Below are 17621 nucleotides of genomic sequence, written 5' to 3'. Positions count from 1 at the left end.
GAGAACCATGACGCAATACACCAATTTCAAGATCGAGACCGACGCCGACGGCATCGCGCTCGTCACCTGGGACATGCCTGAGAAGTCGATGAACGTCTTCACCCAGGAGGTAATGGAAGAGCTCGACGCCATCGTCGATGAGACGACCGCTGATGCAGCGGTCAAGGGCGTCGTCTTTACCTCCGGCAAATCGAGCTTCTCCGGCGGCGCCGACCTGTCGATGATCAAGTCGATGTTCACCTTCCAGCAGGAGGAGAAGAAGAAGGATCCGGATAACGCCGCCCAGAAGCTCTTCGACCTGGTCGGCCGCATGACCGGGCTCTTCCGCAAGCTCGAAACCTCGGGCAAGCCCTGGGTCTCGGCGATCAACGGCACCTGCATGGGCGGTGCCTTCGAGCTTTCGCTGGCCTGCCACGGCCGCGTCGCCTCCAATTCAAAATCGGTGAAGATCGCACTGCCAGAAGTCAAGGTCGGCATCTTCCCGGGCGCCGGCGGCACCCAGCGCGTGCCGCGTCTCACCAACGCGCAGGACGCCCTGCAGATGATGACGACGGGCTCGTCGCTGACGGCAGCGCGTGCCAAGGCGCTCGGTCTCGTGCACGAAGTCGTCGACGCCGACAAGCTGGTCGACGCCGCCAAGGCGATGATCAAGAACGGCCTGAAGCCGGTGCAGCCGTGGGACGAGAAGGGCTACAAGGTTCCCGGCGGCGGCATCTGGACGCCGGCCTCGGCCCAGCTCTGGCCGGCCGCCTCCGGCATCTTGCGCCGCGAGACCTACGGCAACTATCCGGGCGCCATTGCCATCCTGAAATGCGTCTATGAAGGCCTGCAGGTGCCGTTCGATACGGCCTTGAAGATCGAGCAGCGCTACTTCACCGAGATCCTTCAGACGACCGAAGCCTTCTCGATGATCCGCTCGCTGTTCGTCTCGATGCAGGAGCTCGGCAAGGGCGCTCGCCGGCCGGCCGGCGTGCCGAAGTCGGAGTTCAAGCATGTGGGCGTGGTCGGCGCCGGCTTCATGGGCGCCTCGATCGCCTATGTGACGGCCGCGGCCGGCATCCCCGTGACGCTGATCGACCGCGACATGGAAGCCGCCGAAAAGGGCAAGGCCCACTCGGAAGGCCTGGTCAAGGATTCGATCGGCAAGGGCCGCCTGACCAAGGAAGAAGGCGAAGCGCTGCTTGCCCGCATCACGCCGTCGGCCGACTACAACGACCTCAAGAGCGCCGGTCTCGTCGTCGAGGCGGTGTTCGAGGATCGCCAGGTCAAGAAGGACGTGATCGAGAAGGTGGAAGCGGTGATCGCCGAAGACGCGATCTTTGCCTCCAATACCTCGACGCTACCGATCACCGGCCTTGCCAAGAACTCCAAGCGCCCCGGCCAGTTCATCGGCATCCACTTCTTCTCGCCGGTCGAGAAGATGATGCTGACGGAAGTGATCCTCGGCAAGGAGAGCGGCGACAAGGCGCTCGCCACGGCACTCGACTATGTCGCCGCGATCAAGAAGACGCCGATCGTCGTCAACGACACCCGCGGCTTCTACGTCAACCGTTGCGTCTTCCGCTACATCCACGAAGCCTATGACATGCTGATCGAAGGCGTGCCGTCGGCGATGATCGAGAATGCCGCCAAGATGGCCGGCATGCCGGTTGGTCCGCTGTCGCTCAACGACGAGGTGGCGATCGACCTCAGCCAGAAGATCTTGAAGGCCACCGTCGCCGACCTTGGCGAAAAGGCCGTCGATCCCAAGCACATGGCGCTGATCAACAAGATGGTCGACGAGCTCGACCGTCGCGGCCGCAAGAACGGCAAGGGCTTCTACGAGTACCCGGCAAAGCCCGCCAAGAAGTACCTGTGGCCGGAGCTGAAGACGCTCTATCCGCAGAAGGACGCCGACAAGATCGATGTCGAGGTGCTGAAGCAGCGCTTCCTGGCGACGATCGCGCTCGAAGCCGCCCGCACCATGGAAGAGGGCATCGTCACCGACCCGCGCGAAGCGGATGTCGGCTCGATCCTCGGCTTCGGCTTCGCGCCCTACACCGGCGGTACGCTCTCCTACATCGACGGCATGGGCGTAAAGGCCTTCGTCAAGATGTGCGAGAAGCTTGCCAAGGACTATGGCGACCATTTCAAGCCGACGGCGCTCCTGAAGGAGATGGCCGAACGCGGCGAGACCTTCTACGGCCGCTTCGACCCCTATGGCGAGAAGAAGCAGGCGGCGTAAGCCAAGTTCGTCGAAGGAAGCAGGCCCCTCGCGGGGCCTGTTTTCATTTCGGGCCCCGGCTTTCCGGCGACGCCTGACATGCGTCGTTACTTACATCCGCCCGCGCGAAGGTCTCCGCATCGACGAGGAACGGTGGAGCGCCGCTACATGACCTCTGAGGCCGTCCGGTCCACGGGAAGCCCGTCCAGGCTTAGGCAACAGCATCGGCGCGACGATGCGCCAGGCGTTCGCCGACAATGATCAGCAGACCGGCCGCGAAGATCAGGCCGGCGCCGGCAAAGACGTTGACGGCCGGGACGTCACCCCAGATCAGGAAGCCGAGGCCGAAGGCCCAGACGAGCGAGGTGTATTCGAAGGGCGCGATCACCGAGATCGGCGCCCGGCGCATGCCCTCGAACAGCGCGTACTGGGCGATGCCGGCGATCACGCCGGTTCCCGCCATCAGGGCGACGTCGAAGAGCGCCGGCGGCGTCCAGAAGAAGCCGACGGCAAGCCCGGTCATCGCGATGAAGAAGACGTTGGAGATGGTCATCTGCACCAAGGTCGTTTCCTGGAGCGCGGTCTTGCGCAGCATGACGGTGCCGATCGCCCAGAAAACCGCCGCGCTGAGCGCCAGGAACACCGGCAGCGACAGCTTCATGCCGGTGCCGAGCGGATCACAGGCGATGAGCACGCCGACGAAGCCGACGAAAACGGCGAACCAGCGGATCGGCGGCACGTCTTCCTTCAGGATCGGCACGGCAAGCAGCGTCACGATGATCGGCGCGGCATAGTAGAGCGTCGTCATCTCCGCGAGGCCGAGGTCGCGCGCAGCGTTGAAATAGGAGAGCCAGGCGGCGAGCAGCAGCAGATTGCGTATGAACAGCGGCTTGATCACCGGGGACGCGACGGCGCTGCGCACCAGCTTGCCGCGGCCGATGACGAGGCAAAGCACGAGAATGGTGATGCTGCGGGTAAACAGGATCTGCCAGACCGAATAGCCGACAACGAGCCATTTGACCGACGCATCCTGCAGAGAGAACAGGAAATAGGAAAACGTCGTCATGACGATGCCTGACAGTACGGTCTTGTTCATGGAAGCCTCGATCGCGCCGGCAGGAAAAAGAGCGGCGGCGACGGTCTGATAGCGCGACCGTGATACACGCGGAAGGGGTGTTTCGCGGGCGGTTGTGGCGATTTCTTGGGATGGTTTCCTGGAAGGATTGGAGAGCGCGCTTGATGGAGATCAAGACCGGGCGCTTGCGCGGTTGCTAGAAGACGGCGATAACGGCCACGAAACCAGGTCCAACGAGATGCAGCCGCTCGCCTTCGCCCTTGCCGCCCTGATCCTGCTCGCAACGCCGGGGCCGACAAACACACTGCTCTGGCTCTCCGGCGCCTCAGGCGGGCTCCGCCGTTCGCTGCCGCTGCTGATCGGCGAACTCGCCGGCTATCTCGCCGTCATCATCCCGGCCACAGCGCTTCTGGCGCCATTCCTCGCCGCCCATCCGCAGCTCGGCCTTGCGCTCAGGCTCGTCGCCGCCTGCTGGGTTCTCTACCTCGCCTATGCGCTCTGGACCACCGATGCCGAGCGCAGCGAAGGTGTCTTCATCTCCATCCGTCAGGTCTTCATCACGACGCTGCTCAATCCGAAGGCGCTGATCGTCGCCCTGGTGCTGCTGCCGCAGACCGGGCTGGCAGCCGTCTGGCCCTGGATCGCGGGCTTCTCACTGCTGGTCGTCGCGGTCGGCGCGAGCTGGATCGGCGCCGGCGCCATGCTGGTACAGATGTCGAAAGGTCTGTCGACATCCCATCTGCCGCGCCGGATCGCCGCCGTCTGCCTCACGCTCTTTTCCATGGGAATTGCCGGCAGCGCGATCGCGGCCATGCATTGAAGCATTCACGGACACCGGATCGCTCTTCAGGAATGCGTCAGTTTCCCTGCGAAAACCGATAGCCGTCGAGCCGCCGCAACCGTTTCGCCGACTTCCTTGGCCAGCGCGTCGATCAACCGTTCCCAGCCCTCACGTCGGTATTCGAGCTTGTCGAGCCCATCAAGGAAGGCGGCCTGCTCGGTAAAGACAAGGCGCGATCCACGACCCTCAGGCCGGATATCGACCGTGGCGATGGAGGCGGAAATTCTCCTGTCGTTCTGGGTCATCGTATAGGCGAAGATGATTCGGCGATTCTCGACGATGTCGAGATAAACAGTGTCGTCATAGTAGATCGTCTCGCCGTCCTGGCTGAAGCGACCGCTTTCGCGGCCGCCGACACGGAAGTCGTGGCTGAATTCGGCCACTGGCCAGCCGTCAGCAGTGACGAACCAACGTTCCTTTGCAGCCGGCTCGGAGAACGCCCTGAACACCTGTTCCGGCGTCGCCTTGAAGCTGCGCTCGATGGTAAAGTTCGAATGTTCAACGGATCGGTCGGTCATGTTCCTCGTCTCCTCTGAGCCGGTAACCGGTGGCCTTGCCTAACTGATTTCATATTAAAACTGATATAAAAATGAAAGCAGTTGCACGATAACTCCACTGATGCGATAATGCAAGCGGTTTTGAAGAGGTGCCAATGAAGGACGACATTCGCTCGGGTTGCCCGATCAATCTTTCGCTCGAAGTGTTCGGCGACAAATGGAGCCTGCTGATCATTCGTGACATGATTTTCGGCGGTAAGCGGCACTTCCGGGAATTGCTGCGATCCCAGGAGGGCATCTCGTCGAACATCCTTGCGGACCGGCTGAAGATGCTGGTCGAGCAGGGCATGCTGACCAAGGCCGACGACCCCAGCCACAAGCAGAAAGCCATTTACAGCCTGACGGAGATGACGATCGCGCTGGTGCCGATCATGGCCCAGCTCGGCGCCTGGGGACGGCGCTACCTGCCGGTCAGCGAAGAGCTCAGCATCCGCGCCGAACTGATGGAGACTGGCGGCCCCGAGCTTTGGGATCGCTTCATGGACGAGCTTCGGCACGACCATCTCGGTGCGCCGCTTGATGGCCCGCCGCGGGTGCGCGCCACGCTGCAGGCCGCCTATGAAGAGGTGGTGGCAAGGAAGGCGCGAGAAAAGGCCACGGCGTGACCGATGCGAAGGCAACCTTCACCGGTCAAAGCCCGATCGCCGAGAGCATGACGAAGGTTCATCAAGATCGCCGACAGCGTCAGGATCATCGTGCCATAGGGATCGCCGACCTTGGACGCCAGCACTTCGGCATGGTGCGAAACGCGCAGCGACGCCAGCACGATCGCGATCACGAGACCGGCGGCACCGATCAGCGTTGCCAGGCGCCCCATCTCAAGAAGCTGATGCTCCAGCGCCATCCCGACGATCGCGGCGGCCAGGGCAACGAACAACAGACGCTCGGGTCTCATGCGCGCCAACAAAGCGTTCCCTCCGATGAAAGCCTGTCCCGTCCGTCGAGCAAACTATAGGGCCCGTCGCCCCCAAAGCAAATGACGGAGAAAGGACTATTTTCCTTCGGATTCTTTACCGGACCCCGGGGTTTCGGTAGTGTGGTGCAGAACAAACCAGCAAGCGGCCGCCCCGTCCGGCCCGGATCCTTCGCATGTTGTCTCACGGCACGATCTGGCACGCCATCGATGCATTGGCCGAGCGCAATCAGCTCTCGCCTTCGGGTCTTGCCCGCCGCGCCGGGCTCGACCCCACCTCCTTCAACAAGTCCAAGCGCCACTCCGCCGACGGGCGGGAACGCTGGCCTTCGACGGAATCGATCGCCAAGGTGCTCGAGGCGACGGGCGCGACGATGGTCCAGTTCACCAGCCTGTTGAGCCCGGATGGCACGCAGGCCCCCGCCCCGGCGACTGCGAGTGCGGCGATCCCGCTGATCGGCTTTGCCCAGGCGGGCGCGGGCGGCTTCTTCGACGACGGCGGTTTCCCGGCCGGCCAGGGTTGGGACGTGATCGATTTCCCGACGGTCGCCGAACGCCGGATCGGCATCTACGCACTCGAAGTCCAGGGCGACAGCATGCTGCCGCTCTACCGCGACGGCGATACCCTGATCGTCGATCCGGGCGCGCAGGTGCGGCGCGGTGACCGCGTGGTGGTCAAGACGCGCGAAGGCGAGGTCATGGCGAAGGTCCTGACGCGCCAGACGCCGCGCGCGATCGAGCTCCTTTCCCTCAACCCGGAGCACCCGAACCGGAGCTTCGAGATCAGCCAGATCGAATGGATCGCCCGGATCATCTGGGCCAGCCAATAGGACGTTCTTCCTGATGCGGCAGCATTTATACACCCTTGCCGGCGGCATCGCCGCGATCGCGCTTTTCACCGGCATCCTCTATGCGGGCGCAGCCGCCATCCGCGACCGCGAGAGCGCCGCCACGCCCGACCTCGTTCTCGAAACGCCCGACATGACGGAAATCGAGCCGGTCCCGGACCAGGCCGAAAAGGGCGAAGACGTGCCACTCGATCCCGGTACGTCCTCTGGCGGCGCTTCCGTGCCAGACGGCACTGCGACCGGCGGGCAACCGCAGACGCCGACGACGGAAAAAACCGCGCGCGCCATCGAGCCGCAGCAGTTCGGCCTGCCCGACACGGTCACCAGCGCACCGCTGGAACGGGCGGAGCCGCGCGCGCCCTTAGCGGAACCGGAGAAGCAAGCGAAGGCCGCCGCCGGGCCGACCATCCTCTATCGCCCCGTGGCGATCGCCGCCGGCGTGATCCAGTTCGACAAGCTGACGGTGCAGATCGATGGCATCGAGCCCGAGCAGGCGGAGAGAACCTGCGAAACCGGGGGGAAGAGCTGGCCCTGCGGCATCGTCGCACGGACGGCGTTCCGGAACTTTCTGCGCGCCCGTGCGGTGAGCTGCGACATGCCTGAGGGACGCGCCGGCCCATCGGCCACCGCTTCCTGCTCGCTCGGCGGGCAGGATCTCGCGGCCTGGCTGGTCGACAATGGCTGGGCAACGCCTGTACCCGGCTCTCCGCTCGAGAAACGAGCCGACGCCGCACGCCAGGCAAAACTCGGTTTCTTTGGCGAAGATCCGCGCGACCTCAGCCAAACGCCGATGACATCAGATGATCCAACCCTCGGCACCGAGATGGAGGAGCCGCAACCGGACTTGTAAACGGCCGCGGCAATTCCCAGCTCTCAACCGTCCGGATCGTCTCGCTTTTCATTGTGATGATCCGACTCTTTGAAACTCCGCAATTCCGGATGGAAAACCGCTTCACGCTTTTCCTGGAATTGTTCTACCGTCGGAAAGCCCCATGCTGCCAAGCCTCAGTCACCACGAAGCCCTCGTCTATGTCATGGTGATGATGTCGGCGGTCGATCGCGAGATGAGCGACGACGAATTCGCCCGCATCGGCCGGCTCGTGCAGTTCCTGCCCGTATTCGACGGATTCGACGAGGACCAGCTCGTCCATATCGGCCACGAATGCTCCGCCCAGCTCGCAGCACCCGAAGGCCTGGACATCGTCCTGGAGATCGTGCGTGAGGCGCTTCCGGAAAAATTCCACGAGACCGCCTATGCACTTGCCGTCGAGATCGCCGCAGCGGACCAGCGCATTCGCAACGAAGAGATCCGGCTGCTGCAATTGCTGCGCGATCGCCTGGGTCTCGACAAGCTCACATGCGCGGCAATCGAGCGCGGGGCGCTTGCCCGCTTCCGCCGGTAGTGCCTTCAATCGCTGGCGGTCACGCCAAGCCCCCTGGCACTCAGTAGATGCCGTTCGGGAAGTAGCGCAGGTAGATTTCCTCGAGCCGGCCGCTACGCGACAGCGACAGCAGCGCGTGGTCGATAGCCTGGGTCAGGGCCGGTTCGGATTTTCGGTTCATGATCGTCAGGCCTTCGCCGAGAAAGCGCTGCGAGAAATAGGCGCCATCGACGAGCGCGCAGCAGTCGCCGGCAGTCGCGCCTGAGACCCAGAAGGAAAGCTGCAAGCCGTCGGAAAAGACCGCCGGCACCTCACCCTTCTGCAGCGCGGTCAGCATGGCGTCGCGATCCGGGAAGACCTTGGCCTCGATCTTCGGGAAGAACGCCTTGAACATGGCCTCATGCGTCGTGCCCGCCACGACACCAACGGATTTTTTCCTGAGGTCCTGCGGACCCGCCACGGCGCCGGCCGCCTTGGAATTGATGGCGAAGCGCGCCGGAAGCCGCATGAAGGCACGCGAGAAACCGAAGCGCTGGCGCAGTTCCGGGCCGACGGCGATGCCGGCGGCAACAGCTTCGCCCTGCCCCTCTTCCAGCGCCGGCAGAAGTTCCGCATAGGTCACGGCCTGGATCTGGCATTTGGCTTCGATATCGAGTTCGCGGCAGATCTCGCGCACGAGATCGACGTGAAAACCGGAGAGCTTGCCGGACTGGTCGATGAAGTTGAACGGCGGAAAGTCCACGGTCGTCAGGAAGCGCAAGCGGGCAAGGCCCGTAAGATCGGGCTTGGCGATACGTTCGCGCGCATCGAACAGAATGGGCAGGTCCTTGGGCTGTGCCGCGAGCGGCGTTGCGATCAAGGACGCGCAAAGGGCAATCAGGGAAAGAAATCTCATGGGCAGCGGGCCGGCACGTCTCATGTGGCAGGGGCGGCCCTTAGAACCGCTTGATGATTCATCGCGGACCAAGTTATCCGTCGCGATCGCAACTGGCCATAGCCTCTAGAAGTATGAGGTAACACCACGATCAGCGAGAATTGGAGCGGGTGATCGGGATCGAACCGACGACATCAAGCTTGGGAAGCTGGCGTTCTACCACTGAACTACACCCGCGAGACTTGCGAAATTTCCCGAACCGGGACGATCTGTCAAGGACCCTTGCGCGGTATCGCATGAGGGTCCCGTGCCAAATCCCCTACTCGGCGCGGAAATGCTTCGAAAGCTTCAGGCCCTGCGCCTGGTAGTTGGAGCCGACGCCGAGGCCGTAGAGGCCGTCGGGCCGTTCCAACATGTGTTCATAGATCAGCCGGCCGACGATCTGCCCATGCTCGAGAATGAACGGCACCTCGTGGCTGCGGACTTCCAGAACGGCGCGGCTGCCGCTGCCGCCGGCCGACGCATGGCCGAAGCCCGGATCGAAAAAGCCGGCGTAGTGCACGCGGAATTCACCCACCAGCGGATCGAACGGCGTCATCTCGGCCGCATAAAGCGGCGGCACATGCACCGCTTCGCGCGAGACGAGGATGTAGAACTCGTCCGGATCGAGGATTAGCTCGTCGCGGCCGCGGCTGTAGAGCGGCTCCCAGAAATCGAAGATCGCGTGCTGCGCCTTCTTGTCGACGTCAATGACCGCCGTGTGGTGCTTGCCGCGGTAGCCGATCAGGCCATCCGGGCCGGTGCCCTTGAGATCGATCGAGAGCGCAATCCCGCCACCGCTGACATTCGGGCGCTCGCTCGCCACGAGAACGTCGCTCTCGTGCAGCGCCAGCAACTCCTGCTCCGACAGCAGCGACTGGCCCATGCGGAAGCGGATCTGCGACAGGCGCGAACCGCGGCGCACGACGATCGGGAAGGTGCGCGGGCTGATTTCGAGATAGAGCGGACCGCTGTAGCCGGCCGGGATCTTGTCGAATTCCTGGGCGCGATCGGTGATGACGCGGGTGAAGATGTCGAGACGGCCGGTCGAGCTTTTCGGATTGGCCGAGGCCGACATGCCCGCAGGTAGTGCCAGACTCTCCATCAGCGGCACGATGTAAACGCAGCCGGTTTCCAGCACTGCGCCGTCGGTCAAATCGACCACGTGCAGCTTCAGCCGGTCAAGCTTGTCGGCGACGAGGTGCGACGGGCCGGGCATGAAGCTCGCGCGGACGCGGAATGCCTTGGCGCCAAGGCGCAGGTCGAGGCTTGCCGGTTGGATCTGATCGGCATCCAGCGGCCTCTCGCTCTTCAGGCGTCCCGTTTCGAACAGCGCGGCGATCGCGCGGTCGGCCAAAATCCCAGTGTCGCGGCCCATTGCAGTCCTCTTTCCAGTTGCGAGACAAAACCAAACTCCGGGAATTGACGCAAGCGCACCCAAGCAGTATTGGAGCTTTATCCCGTGGTGATTTGGCCGGTCGGCTTGCAGCCACGTTAAACAAGTAGCTAAAAAGGCCGGGTGTCAAACCGGCCCTTCACGCGGCCGGTTTTTTTGTTTTTGAAAGTGATCGTCACATGAGCAAAAACTGGCGCCCGGCAACGCAACTGGTCCACGGCGGAACCACCCGCTCGCAGCACGGCGAAACCTCCGAAGCGATCTTCCTGACCCAGGGCTTCGTCTACGAAACGTCGGAAGCGGCCGAAGCCCGCTTCAAGGGCGAGACCGAGGGCTTCATCTATGCCCGCTATGGCAGCCCGACCAACGACATGTTCGAAAAGCGCATGTGCATGCTGGAAGGCGCCGAAGACGCGCGCGCCACGGCCTCGGGCATGGCTGCCGTTTCCGCGGCGATCCTCTGCCAGTTGAAGGCCGGGGACCACATCGTTGCCGCCCGCGCGCTCTTCGGCTCCTGCCGCTGGGTCGTCGAGACGCTGGCGCCGAAATACGGCATCGAATGCACGCTGGTCGACGGCCGCGATCTCGCAAACTGGGAAAAGGCGATCCAGAAGAACACCAAGGTCTTCTTCCTCGAAAGCCCGACCAACCCGACGTTGGAAGTCATCGACATCGCCGGTGTCGCCAGGCTCGCCAACCAGATTGGCGCGAAGGTCGTCGTCGACAACGTGTTCGCGACCCCGCTCTTCCAGAAACCGCTGGAACTCGGCGCCCATATCGTCGTCTACTCCGCAACGAAGCACATCGACGGCCAGGGTCGTTGCCTTGGCGGCGTCGTGCTTTCCGACAAGGAATGGATCAACGAGAACCTGCACGACTACTTCCGCCACACCGGCCCGGCCATGTCGCCGTTCAATGCATGGACGCTGCTGAAGGGCATCGAGACCCTGCCGCTGCGCGTGCGCCAGCAGACGGAAACCGCACGCCGCGTCGCCGACTTCCTGGCGGAGCAGCCGCAGGTGGCCAAGATCATCTATCCCGGCCGCAAGGATCACCCGCAGGCCGACATCATTGCCAAGCAGATGACCGGCGGCTCCACCCTCGTCGCCTTTGAACTGAAGGGCGGCAAGGACGCAGCCTTCGCGCTGCAGAATGCGCTCGAGATCGTTCGCATCTCCAACAACCTCGGCGACAGCAAGAGCCTGATCACCCATCCGGCAACGACGACGCACAAGAACCTCACCGACGAGGCCCGCGAAGAACTCGGCATTTCCGCCGGCACCGTGCGCTTCTCCGCCGGCATCGAAGACAGCGAGGACGTTGTCGAGGATTTCGCCCGCGCACTTAGGGCCGTCAAGGCCTGACGCCACCGAAACATACGGCCGCCGCAGCAAGCGGCGGCCGTCGATCCCTCGCGGCAGCCCTCCGTGTTAGGCCGCGGCAGCAGCGGGAACGAGAGGGCTCAAACACCCGATCATGATGCCGCAAACCATTGCCCCAGAATGGGTATGCACAATCTTGCCGTTATTCTTGACGAAACCATCTTGCTGTAGAATACCCTGAAAGACCTGAAGCAAGGTGTTGCCCATGTATCGCGCTTTGACCCGCGACATAGAAGTTACGGTGGAGCCGTACTATCTCGAAGAGCAGTCGGATCCTGATGACGGCCGCTATGTCTGGGGCTATCGCATCGTCATTTCCAACCATTCCGACGCAGCCGTGCGGCTGATGACCCGCTACTGGCATATCACGGACGAGAACGGGCAGGTCGACGAGGTCAGCGGCCCCGGTGTGATCGGCGAGCAGCCGCTGCTCAATCCCGGCGATACCTACGAATATTCGTCCGGCTGCCCGCTGGATACGCCATCGGGCGTGATGTTCGGCCACTACAGCATGGAATCGGAAGGCGGAGAGACCTTCAACGTGGCCATCCCCGCCTTCTCGCTCGATTCACCCGGGCTCGTGCGCACCCTGAACTAAAGCATGTCGCGCAAAACTGTGCAGCGGTTTTGCGATAACGACATGCGAAATATCAAGGGCTTAAAGCGCAAGCAGCGAATCTGAAAGATCGCGAAGCGCTTTAGCTTGTCCGGACCGACGCCCGCTCCTGCGGCTGCACTTCGCTTGCTTCGAAACGGTAGGTCGTCGAGCAGAATTCGCAGGTGACCTTCACGACGCCATCTTCGATGGTGCTTTCGAGATCATCCGCTTCCAGATTGGCGAGCACCGAACGGAGCTTCTCGCGCGAGCAACTGCAACGGTCATAGACCGCCTGCGGCTCATAGACGCGCACGCCACGCTCGTGAAACAGCCGGTAGAGCAAGCGTTCGGTTCCGACCGTCGGGTCCGTCAACTCGTCGGTGTCGATCGTCTCGACCATCAGCTTGGCTTCCGCCCAGTGATCGTCGTCCTCGACGACGCTTTCGCCGTTGTCGCCATCGCCGCCGGAGAGATCAGGCTGGCGCATGCGCTCGGGCGCTTCCGGCAGGAACTGCGCGACCATGCCGCCGGCGCGCCAGCGATGGCGCGGCTTGCCGTTCTCATCGCGATCGAGCAGCTCGGCGACGCCGAGCCTGACCTTGGTCGGGATCTGCTCCGATTGGCGGAAGTAGACGCCGGCGATTTCTTCCAGCGTGGCGCCGTCAAGGGCGACGATGCCCTGGTAGCGCTGGGTATGGGCGCCCTGATCGATGGTAAAGGCGAGCACGCCCTTGCCGAGCAATTCATGCGAAAGGGTGCGGCCATCCTTTTCGGCGGCGGCCAGCGCATCCGCATCGTAGCGGGCATAGGCGCGCACGCGGTCCGGCGTCGAGAAGTCGGCGACGACGAGATCGACCGGACCGTCCCCCTTCGTCTGGACGATCAGCTTGCCTTCGAACTTCAGCGAGGTGCCGAGAAGCACCGTCAACACAATGGTTTCGGCAACGAGCCGCGCGACCGGAAGCGGATAATTGTGGCGCTCCAGAATTGCGTCCAGCATCGGGCCGAGCTGCACGGCGCGGCCGCGCACATCGAGGCCTTCCACCTGGAAAGGCACGACGTGATCGTCACCGGCAAAGTCGAATTCACCAAGCCCTGGTGTCATGTCAGTCATGTCTTGCTCCTTGCATCAGCCAACTGCGTTACGCCCGGGACATTCCTATCCCCCCGGCGCAACGTGCCCGCTGTCTCAATTGATCCCGCCATGAACGGATAGTCCATCGGGCATGTGCCGTTCGCCAACGCGCCGCGCACAACCCGTTGCAGTCGGCGCTTCACCGTTGTCAGGAGCGCCCCACATGCCGCCTAGATCGTGTCGCGCGGCGGCGATGTCAATAGCCCGCCCTCGCGCAGCAGCTACCGAAGCGCTGCGCCAGCGTGCGCTACGCGGCACTCGTGCCGGCAATGGGCTTAGACGAGGCCCATGCACCAGGCGATGATCGACTTCTGCGCATGCAGGCGGTTTTCGGCCTCGTCGAAGACGACCGACTGCGGGCCGTCGATCACCTCGTCGGTCACCTCCTCGCCGCGATGCGCCGGCAGGCAATGCATGAACAGCGCATCGGAGGCCGCGTGCTTCATCAGCGCCTCATTGACCTGAAACGGCTGGAAGACGTTGTGGCCGCGAGCACGATGCTCCTGGTTCATCGACACCCAGGTGTCGGTGACGACGCAATTGGCGTTGGCGACGGCCTGCTCGGCTTCATGACACAGCAGGATCTCGCCGCCGTTGTTGCGGGCCCAATTCAGGATCTTGTCCTGCGGCTCGGAGCCCAGCGGCACAGCCATGTTCATGCGATAGCCGAAGCGGGCGGAACCTTCGATCAGCGAGTGCAGGACGTTGTTGCCGTCGCCGGTCCAGGCGATCGTCTTGCCCTTCACCGGTCCGCGGTGCTCTTCAAAGGTCATGATGTCGGCCATGATCTGGCAGGGATGGGTATCGTCGGTCAGACCGTTGATGACGGGCACCGTCGCATGCTCCGCCAATTCCAGCAGGCGCCGATGGTCGGTGGTGCGGATCATGATCGCGTCGACATAGCGCGACAGGACCTTGGCGGTATCGCCGATGGTTTCGGCGCGGCCGAGCTGCATCTCCGTGCCCGACAGGAACAGGGTTTCGCCGCCGAGCTGACGCATGCCGACATCGAAGGACACGCGTGTGCGGGTGGACGGCTTTTCGAAGATCATCGCCAGCATCTTGCCGGCGAGCGGCTTCTCGGCGGTTCCGGCCTTGGTCGCCGCCTTTCGGACGCGGGCGTCGTCGATGATCGTCCGGAGATCGGCGGCCGTCACGGCCGAAAGATCGAGAAAATGTCTGGTGCCTGCCATCGTACTCGGTTCCTGTCTGAAAAATCGATCCCTGGTGCGCCCGCATTCCGCGTGAACGCACGAAGGTCATTCTAACACCCTGTGTCGGCGTCGGTCCTATCCGTTAAGCTGCGGCGTTGCCGCCGGCCTTCCGCACTGCTTCGGCAGCGCGCTCGATGCGTGCGAGGCCCTCGCGTGCTTCCTCCGCCGTCACCGTCAGCGGCGGCAGCAAACGCAGCACATTGTCGCCGGCCGGCACGGCCAGGAGCTTCTCGGCGCGGATTTCCTTCAAGAGATCGGCCGAAGGGCCCTTTACCTTGATGCCCAGCATCAGGCCGTCGCCGCGGATGTCCTCGATGACATCCGGGTAGCGGTCTTTCAGCGAGGCAAGTCCCTGGCGGAAGACGAGCGCGACATCGCGCACATGGGCGAGGAAGCCGTCGGCGAGGATGACGTCGAGCACGGCGTTGCCGACGGCCATCGCCAGCGGGTTGCCGCCATAGGTGGAGCCATGCGTACCCGCCACCATGCCGGCCGCCGCCTCTTCCGTCGCCAGGCAAGCGCCGAGCGGAAAGCCGCCGCCGATGCCCTTGGCAACAGCCATGATATCCGGGCGGATGCCCGCCCATTCATGGGCGAAGAGCTTGCCGGTACGGCCGACGCCAGTCTGGACCTCGTCGAGGATCAGGAGCAGGCCGAACTCGTCGCAGAGCGCGCGCAGTTCCTGCATGAATTCCTTCGTCGCCGGACGAATGCCGCCCTCGCCCTGGATCGGCTCGATCAGGATCGCGGCGGTCTCTTCGGTGATCGCATTCTTGACGGCCGCGAGGTCGCCGAACGGAACCTGGTAGAAGCCCGGGGCCTTTGGCCCGAAACCTTCGATGTACTTCTGCTGGCCACCGGCGGCGATCGTCGCGATCGTACGGCCGTGGAAGGCGCCCTCGAAGGTGATGACGTGAAACTTCTCCGGCTGGCCCTTGGCGAAGTGGTAGCGCCGCGCCGTCTTGATCGCGCATTCCAGCGCCTCCGCACCGGAATTGGTGAAGAAGACCCGATCGGCGAAAGTGACGGCAGCCAGCCTGCGTCCAAGGCTTTCCTGCCCCGGAACCTCGTAAAGGTTGGAAAGGTGCCAGACCTTCTCGGCCTGCGCCTTCAGCGCCTCGACCAGATGCGGATGCGCGTGGCCGAGCGAGTTCACGGCAACGCCGGCGGCGAAATCGAGGTAGCGCGAGCCGTCTTCGGCGATCAACCAGACGCCCTCTCCTCGCTCGAAACGCAACGGCGCGCGCATGTAGGTATCGTAAAGCGGCGTGGTTGCAGTCATGCGAGGCTCTCCTTCACTCCAATCGGCATCGGTCCCGCAGCTTCATGCGGCCCGATAAAAATCAAAAATGCCGCCTTTCGGCGGCGCAGGCACTATTCCCATTTCGCACCGCAATGTCAACAAAACCAAGCCTTGCAGCGCGATGGCGAGACCCGTTTCCCTGCGACGAAAAAATCGGCCGGAAGGGCTTGCAAAAATGCAACGCCGATCGAGCAAGTTGGGGAAAACTACGAAATCGATTCGGCGCGATTCCCCGGACTCTTGCCACGGAGTCCGGCGGTCAGTACGTTAACATTCAATTACTAGACGCATGCGGCGGACCTAGTCACCAAAAGAGTTATCGCGTTTGCAACCTCGGGGTTCAGCCGGGGTGCGGTGAGGGATTCTGCCATCCCCAACGCTGAGAACGGAGAGTGCAGAGATGAACTGGACTGACGAGCGGGTGGAGAAACTGAAGAAGCTTTGGTCCGAGGGCCTGAGCGCAAGCCAGATCGCGGCGCAGCTCGGCGGCGTCAGCCGTAACGCCGTCATCGGCAAGGTTCATCGCCTGAGCCTTCCCGGACGCGCCAAGGCTGGCGGCGGCACCACTGCGGCGGCCCGCCCGAAGCGGCCGACCTCGGCGCCACGCGCTCCGAACTACGCCTCGCGCGTTTCGACCCGCACCGTTGCCCGTCCGTCCGGCGCCACCGTCCTCAAGGAAGAGATCGAAGTCGATCTCGTGGCCGAGCAGGACTTCAGCATCAGCACCGACGTGGTCGTGCCGATGTCGCGCCGCCTCGAGCTGACCCAGCTCACCGAACGCACCTGCAAGTGGCCGATCGGCGATCCGCTGAAGGAAGAATTCCACTTCTGCGGCAACGACTCGCCGGAGTCCTCGCCCTATTGCAACTTCCATGCACGGCTTGCCTATCAGCCGTCGGCCGAGCGTCGGCGGATGCGCTGAGGCTCCACACGGGACAAAAGAAAAAGGGGCTGATCGGCCCCTTTTTTATTGCCTGTTGTAGGCCGCTCTCAGCTTTCGAGCGAGTAGCCGGCGCCGCGGACCGTGCGGATGACGTCCGGCATGGTCGAAAAATTCAACGCCTTGCGCAGGCGGCCGACATGCACGTCGACAGTCCGTTCGTCGACATAGATGTCGTGGCCCCAGACGCCGTCCAGCAATTGCGAACGCGAGAAGACCCGGCCCGGAGAGGACATCAGGAACTCGAGCAGGCGGAACTCCGTCGGTCCCAGGCGAACCTCGCGGCTGCGGCGATGGACGCGATGGGTTTCCCGGTCGAGCTCGATGTCGCCGCAGCGCAGCAGCGTCGAGAGCACTTCGGGTTTCGCCCGGCGAAGCATCGCCTTGACGCGCGCCATCAGTTCCGGCGTCGAGAAGGGCTTGACCACATAGTCGTCGGCACCGGTCGCGAGACCACGGACGCGCTCGCTTTCCTCGCCTCGCGCCGTCAGCATGATGATCGGCAGCCGCTCCGTCTCCGGACGCTGGCGCAGCCGACGGCAAAGCTCGATGCCGGAGACGCCGGGCAACATCCAGTCGAGGATGAGAAGGTCGGGCAGGCGCTCCTGCAGCCGGATCTCCGCCTCGTCACCCCTGAGGATCGTATCGACGTCGAAGCCTTCCGCTTCCAGATTGTAACGCAGCAGGACGCTCAGCGCCTCTTCGTCTTCGACCACGGCGATTTTTGGCAACATCAGGTAACGTCTCCTTACCGCGAGCGCCGCGCGGCTCCAATGGCCGGGCCGGTGCTCAGACACTCTAAATCTGGAGCGTTTCCGCCATTTTCAAAGGCGGTGCGAAGGCCGCGTGCTTCAGATACGGGCATTCGGGGCCGCGACCGGAGCCGCGACCGGATGGTATTCACGGGGCATGCATTGCGAA

General features: G+C 63.4%; 18 protein-coding genes, 1 tRNA gene and 1 riboswitch. Of the genes, 9 read left to right on the top strand and 10 right to left on the bottom strand.

From position 1 onward, the window contains the following. The first annotated feature begins 7 nt into the window (after nucleotides 1-7). Nucleotides 8-2224 (top strand): fatty acid beta-oxidation multifunctional protein, encoded by a 2217-nt coding sequence (locus tag QM996_RS00820; protein ID WP_500268885.1) that lies wholly within the window; start codon nucleotides 8-10, stop codon nucleotides 2222-2224. 190 nt (nucleotides 2225-2414) lie between these two features. On the opposite strand, the gene QM996_RS00815 is transcribed toward QM996_RS00820, so the two are convergent. Beyond that, nucleotides 2415-3299, bottom strand: coding sequence for a DMT family transporter (locus QM996_RS00815; protein ID WP_500268884.1), 885 nt, complete (start codon nucleotides 3297-3299; stop codon nucleotides 2415-2417). A 217-nt stretch (nucleotides 3300-3516) separates the two neighbouring features. On the opposite strand from QM996_RS00815, the gene QM996_RS00810 reads away from it, so the two are divergent. Further along, nucleotides 3517-4098: a LysE family translocator gene (locus tag QM996_RS00810; RefSeq protein WP_500268883.1), complete on the top strand. Its 582-nt coding sequence runs from the start codon at nucleotides 3517-3519 to the stop codon at nucleotides 4096-4098. Nucleotides 4099-4124: 26 nt separating this feature from the next. Here the strand turns inward: QM996_RS00810 and QM996_RS00805 are convergent, their stop codons facing one another. After that, entirely contained in the window at nucleotides 4125-4637 is a 513-nt protein-coding gene (locus QM996_RS00805; protein ID WP_500268882.1) for an SRPBCC family protein, read from the bottom strand. A 134-nt stretch (nucleotides 4638-4771) separates the two neighbouring features. Between QM996_RS00805 and QM996_RS00800 the strand changes: the two genes are divergently transcribed. After that, on the top strand, nucleotides 4772-5281 hold the full coding sequence (locus QM996_RS00800; protein WP_500268881.1) for a winged helix-turn-helix transcriptional regulator: 510 nt from the start codon (nucleotides 4772-4774) through the stop codon (nucleotides 5279-5281). On the opposite strand, the gene QM996_RS00795 is transcribed toward QM996_RS00800, so the two are convergent. Continuing rightward, on the bottom strand, nucleotides 5233-5580 hold the full coding sequence (locus tag QM996_RS00795) for a hypothetical protein (protein ID WP_500268880.1): 348 nt from the start codon (nucleotides 5578-5580) through the stop codon (nucleotides 5233-5235). The genes QM996_RS00800 and QM996_RS00795 overlap by 49 nt on opposite strands. Before the next feature lie 185 nt (nucleotides 5581-5765). On the opposite strand from QM996_RS00795, the gene QM996_RS00790 reads away from it, so the two are divergent. The 3 genes from QM996_RS00790 (at nucleotide 5766) to QM996_RS00780 (ending at nucleotide 7840) form a co-directional block, all read left to right on the top strand. Continuing rightward, a complete protein-coding gene (locus QM996_RS00790) occupies nucleotides 5766-6419 on the top strand; it encodes a S24 family peptidase (protein WP_500268879.1) in 654 nt (217 codons plus the stop codon). Between the two features lie 13 nt (nucleotides 6420-6432). Further along, complete coding sequence (locus QM996_RS00785; protein WP_500268878.1) at nucleotides 6433-7287, top strand: thermonuclease family protein; 855 nt, start codon at nucleotides 6433-6435, stop codon at nucleotides 7285-7287. 142 nt (nucleotides 7288-7429) lie between these two features. After that, nucleotides 7430-7840: a tellurite resistance TerB family protein gene (locus QM996_RS00780; RefSeq protein ID WP_500268877.1), complete on the top strand. Its 411-nt coding sequence runs from the start codon at nucleotides 7430-7432 to the stop codon at nucleotides 7838-7840. A 40-nt stretch (nucleotides 7841-7880) separates the two neighbouring features. Here the strand turns inward: QM996_RS00780 and QM996_RS00775 are convergent, their stop codons facing one another. From QM996_RS00775 to QM996_RS00765, 3 genes are all read right to left on the bottom strand, one after another. Then, nucleotides 7881-8714, bottom strand: coding sequence for a type 2 periplasmic-binding domain-containing protein (locus QM996_RS00775; protein WP_500268876.1), 834 nt, complete (start codon nucleotides 8712-8714; stop codon nucleotides 7881-7883). Nucleotides 8715-8855: 141 nt separating this feature from the next. After that, nucleotides 8856-8930, bottom strand: a tRNA-Gly gene (locus QM996_RS00770). 82 nt (nucleotides 8931-9012) lie between these two features. Further along, on the bottom strand, nucleotides 9013-10110 hold the full coding sequence (locus tag QM996_RS00765) for a 2'-deoxycytidine 5'-triphosphate deaminase (RefSeq protein WP_173515501.1): 1098 nt from the start codon (nucleotides 10108-10110) through the stop codon (nucleotides 9013-9015). 74 nt (nucleotides 10111-10184) lie between these two features. Continuing rightward, nucleotides 10185-10263, top strand: a riboswitch (SAM riboswitch). Between the two features lie 44 nt (nucleotides 10264-10307). On the opposite strand from QM996_RS00765, the gene QM996_RS00760 reads away from it, so the two are divergent. Both QM996_RS00760 and apaG read left to right on the top strand, forming a co-directional pair. Beyond that, complete coding sequence (locus QM996_RS00760; RefSeq protein ID WP_500268875.1) at nucleotides 10308-11492, top strand: O-succinylhomoserine sulfhydrylase; 1185 nt, start codon at nucleotides 10308-10310, stop codon at nucleotides 11490-11492. A gap of 223 nt (nucleotides 11493-11715) precedes the next feature. Continuing rightward, entirely contained in the window at nucleotides 11716-12108 is a 393-nt protein-coding gene (gene apaG / locus QM996_RS00755) for a Co2+/Mg2+ efflux facilitator ApaG/CorD (protein WP_065773477.1), read from the top strand. Between the two features lie 100 nt (nucleotides 12109-12208). On the opposite strand, the gene QM996_RS00750 is transcribed toward apaG, so the two are convergent. From QM996_RS00750 to QM996_RS00740, 3 genes are all read right to left on the bottom strand, one after another. Next, nucleotides 12209-13222, bottom strand: coding sequence for an Hsp33 family molecular chaperone HslO (locus QM996_RS00750; protein WP_500268874.1), 1014 nt, complete (start codon nucleotides 13220-13222; stop codon nucleotides 12209-12211). Nucleotides 13223-13518: 296 nt separating this feature from the next. Further along, nucleotides 13519-14436, bottom strand: a complete 918-nt coding sequence (gene argF / locus QM996_RS00745) for an ornithine carbamoyltransferase (RefSeq protein WP_429812804.1) — start codon at nucleotides 14434-14436, stop codon at nucleotides 13519-13521. A gap of 103 nt (nucleotides 14437-14539) precedes the next feature. Continuing rightward, on the bottom strand, nucleotides 14540-15739 hold the full coding sequence (locus tag QM996_RS00740; RefSeq protein WP_500268873.1) for an aspartate aminotransferase family protein: 1200 nt from the start codon (nucleotides 15737-15739) through the stop codon (nucleotides 14540-14542). 421 nt (nucleotides 15740-16160) lie between these two features. On the opposite strand from QM996_RS00740, the gene QM996_RS00735 reads away from it, so the two are divergent. After that, nucleotides 16161-16682: a GcrA family cell cycle regulator gene (locus QM996_RS00735; protein ID WP_500268872.1), complete on the top strand. Its 522-nt coding sequence runs from the start codon at nucleotides 16161-16163 to the stop codon at nucleotides 16680-16682. A 68-nt stretch (nucleotides 16683-16750) separates the two neighbouring features. On the opposite strand, the gene phoB is transcribed toward QM996_RS00735, so the two are convergent. Further along, the gene (phoB, locus tag QM996_RS00730; protein ID WP_057248102.1) at nucleotides 16751-17434 is read right to left on the bottom strand and encodes a phosphate regulon transcriptional regulator PhoB; all 684 of its coding nucleotides are present in this window, start codon (nucleotides 17432-17434) and stop codon (nucleotides 16751-16753) included. Nucleotides 17435-17621 lie beyond the last annotated feature (187 nt).

Source organism: Sinorhizobium chiapasense (genome assembly GCF_045277575.1).
Lineage (GTDB): Bacteria > Pseudomonadota > Alphaproteobacteria > Rhizobiales > Rhizobiaceae > Ensifer > Ensifer chiapasense_A.
Note: the sequence above shows the minus strand (reverse complement) of the source record. Positions and strands in the feature narration are given on the sequence as shown.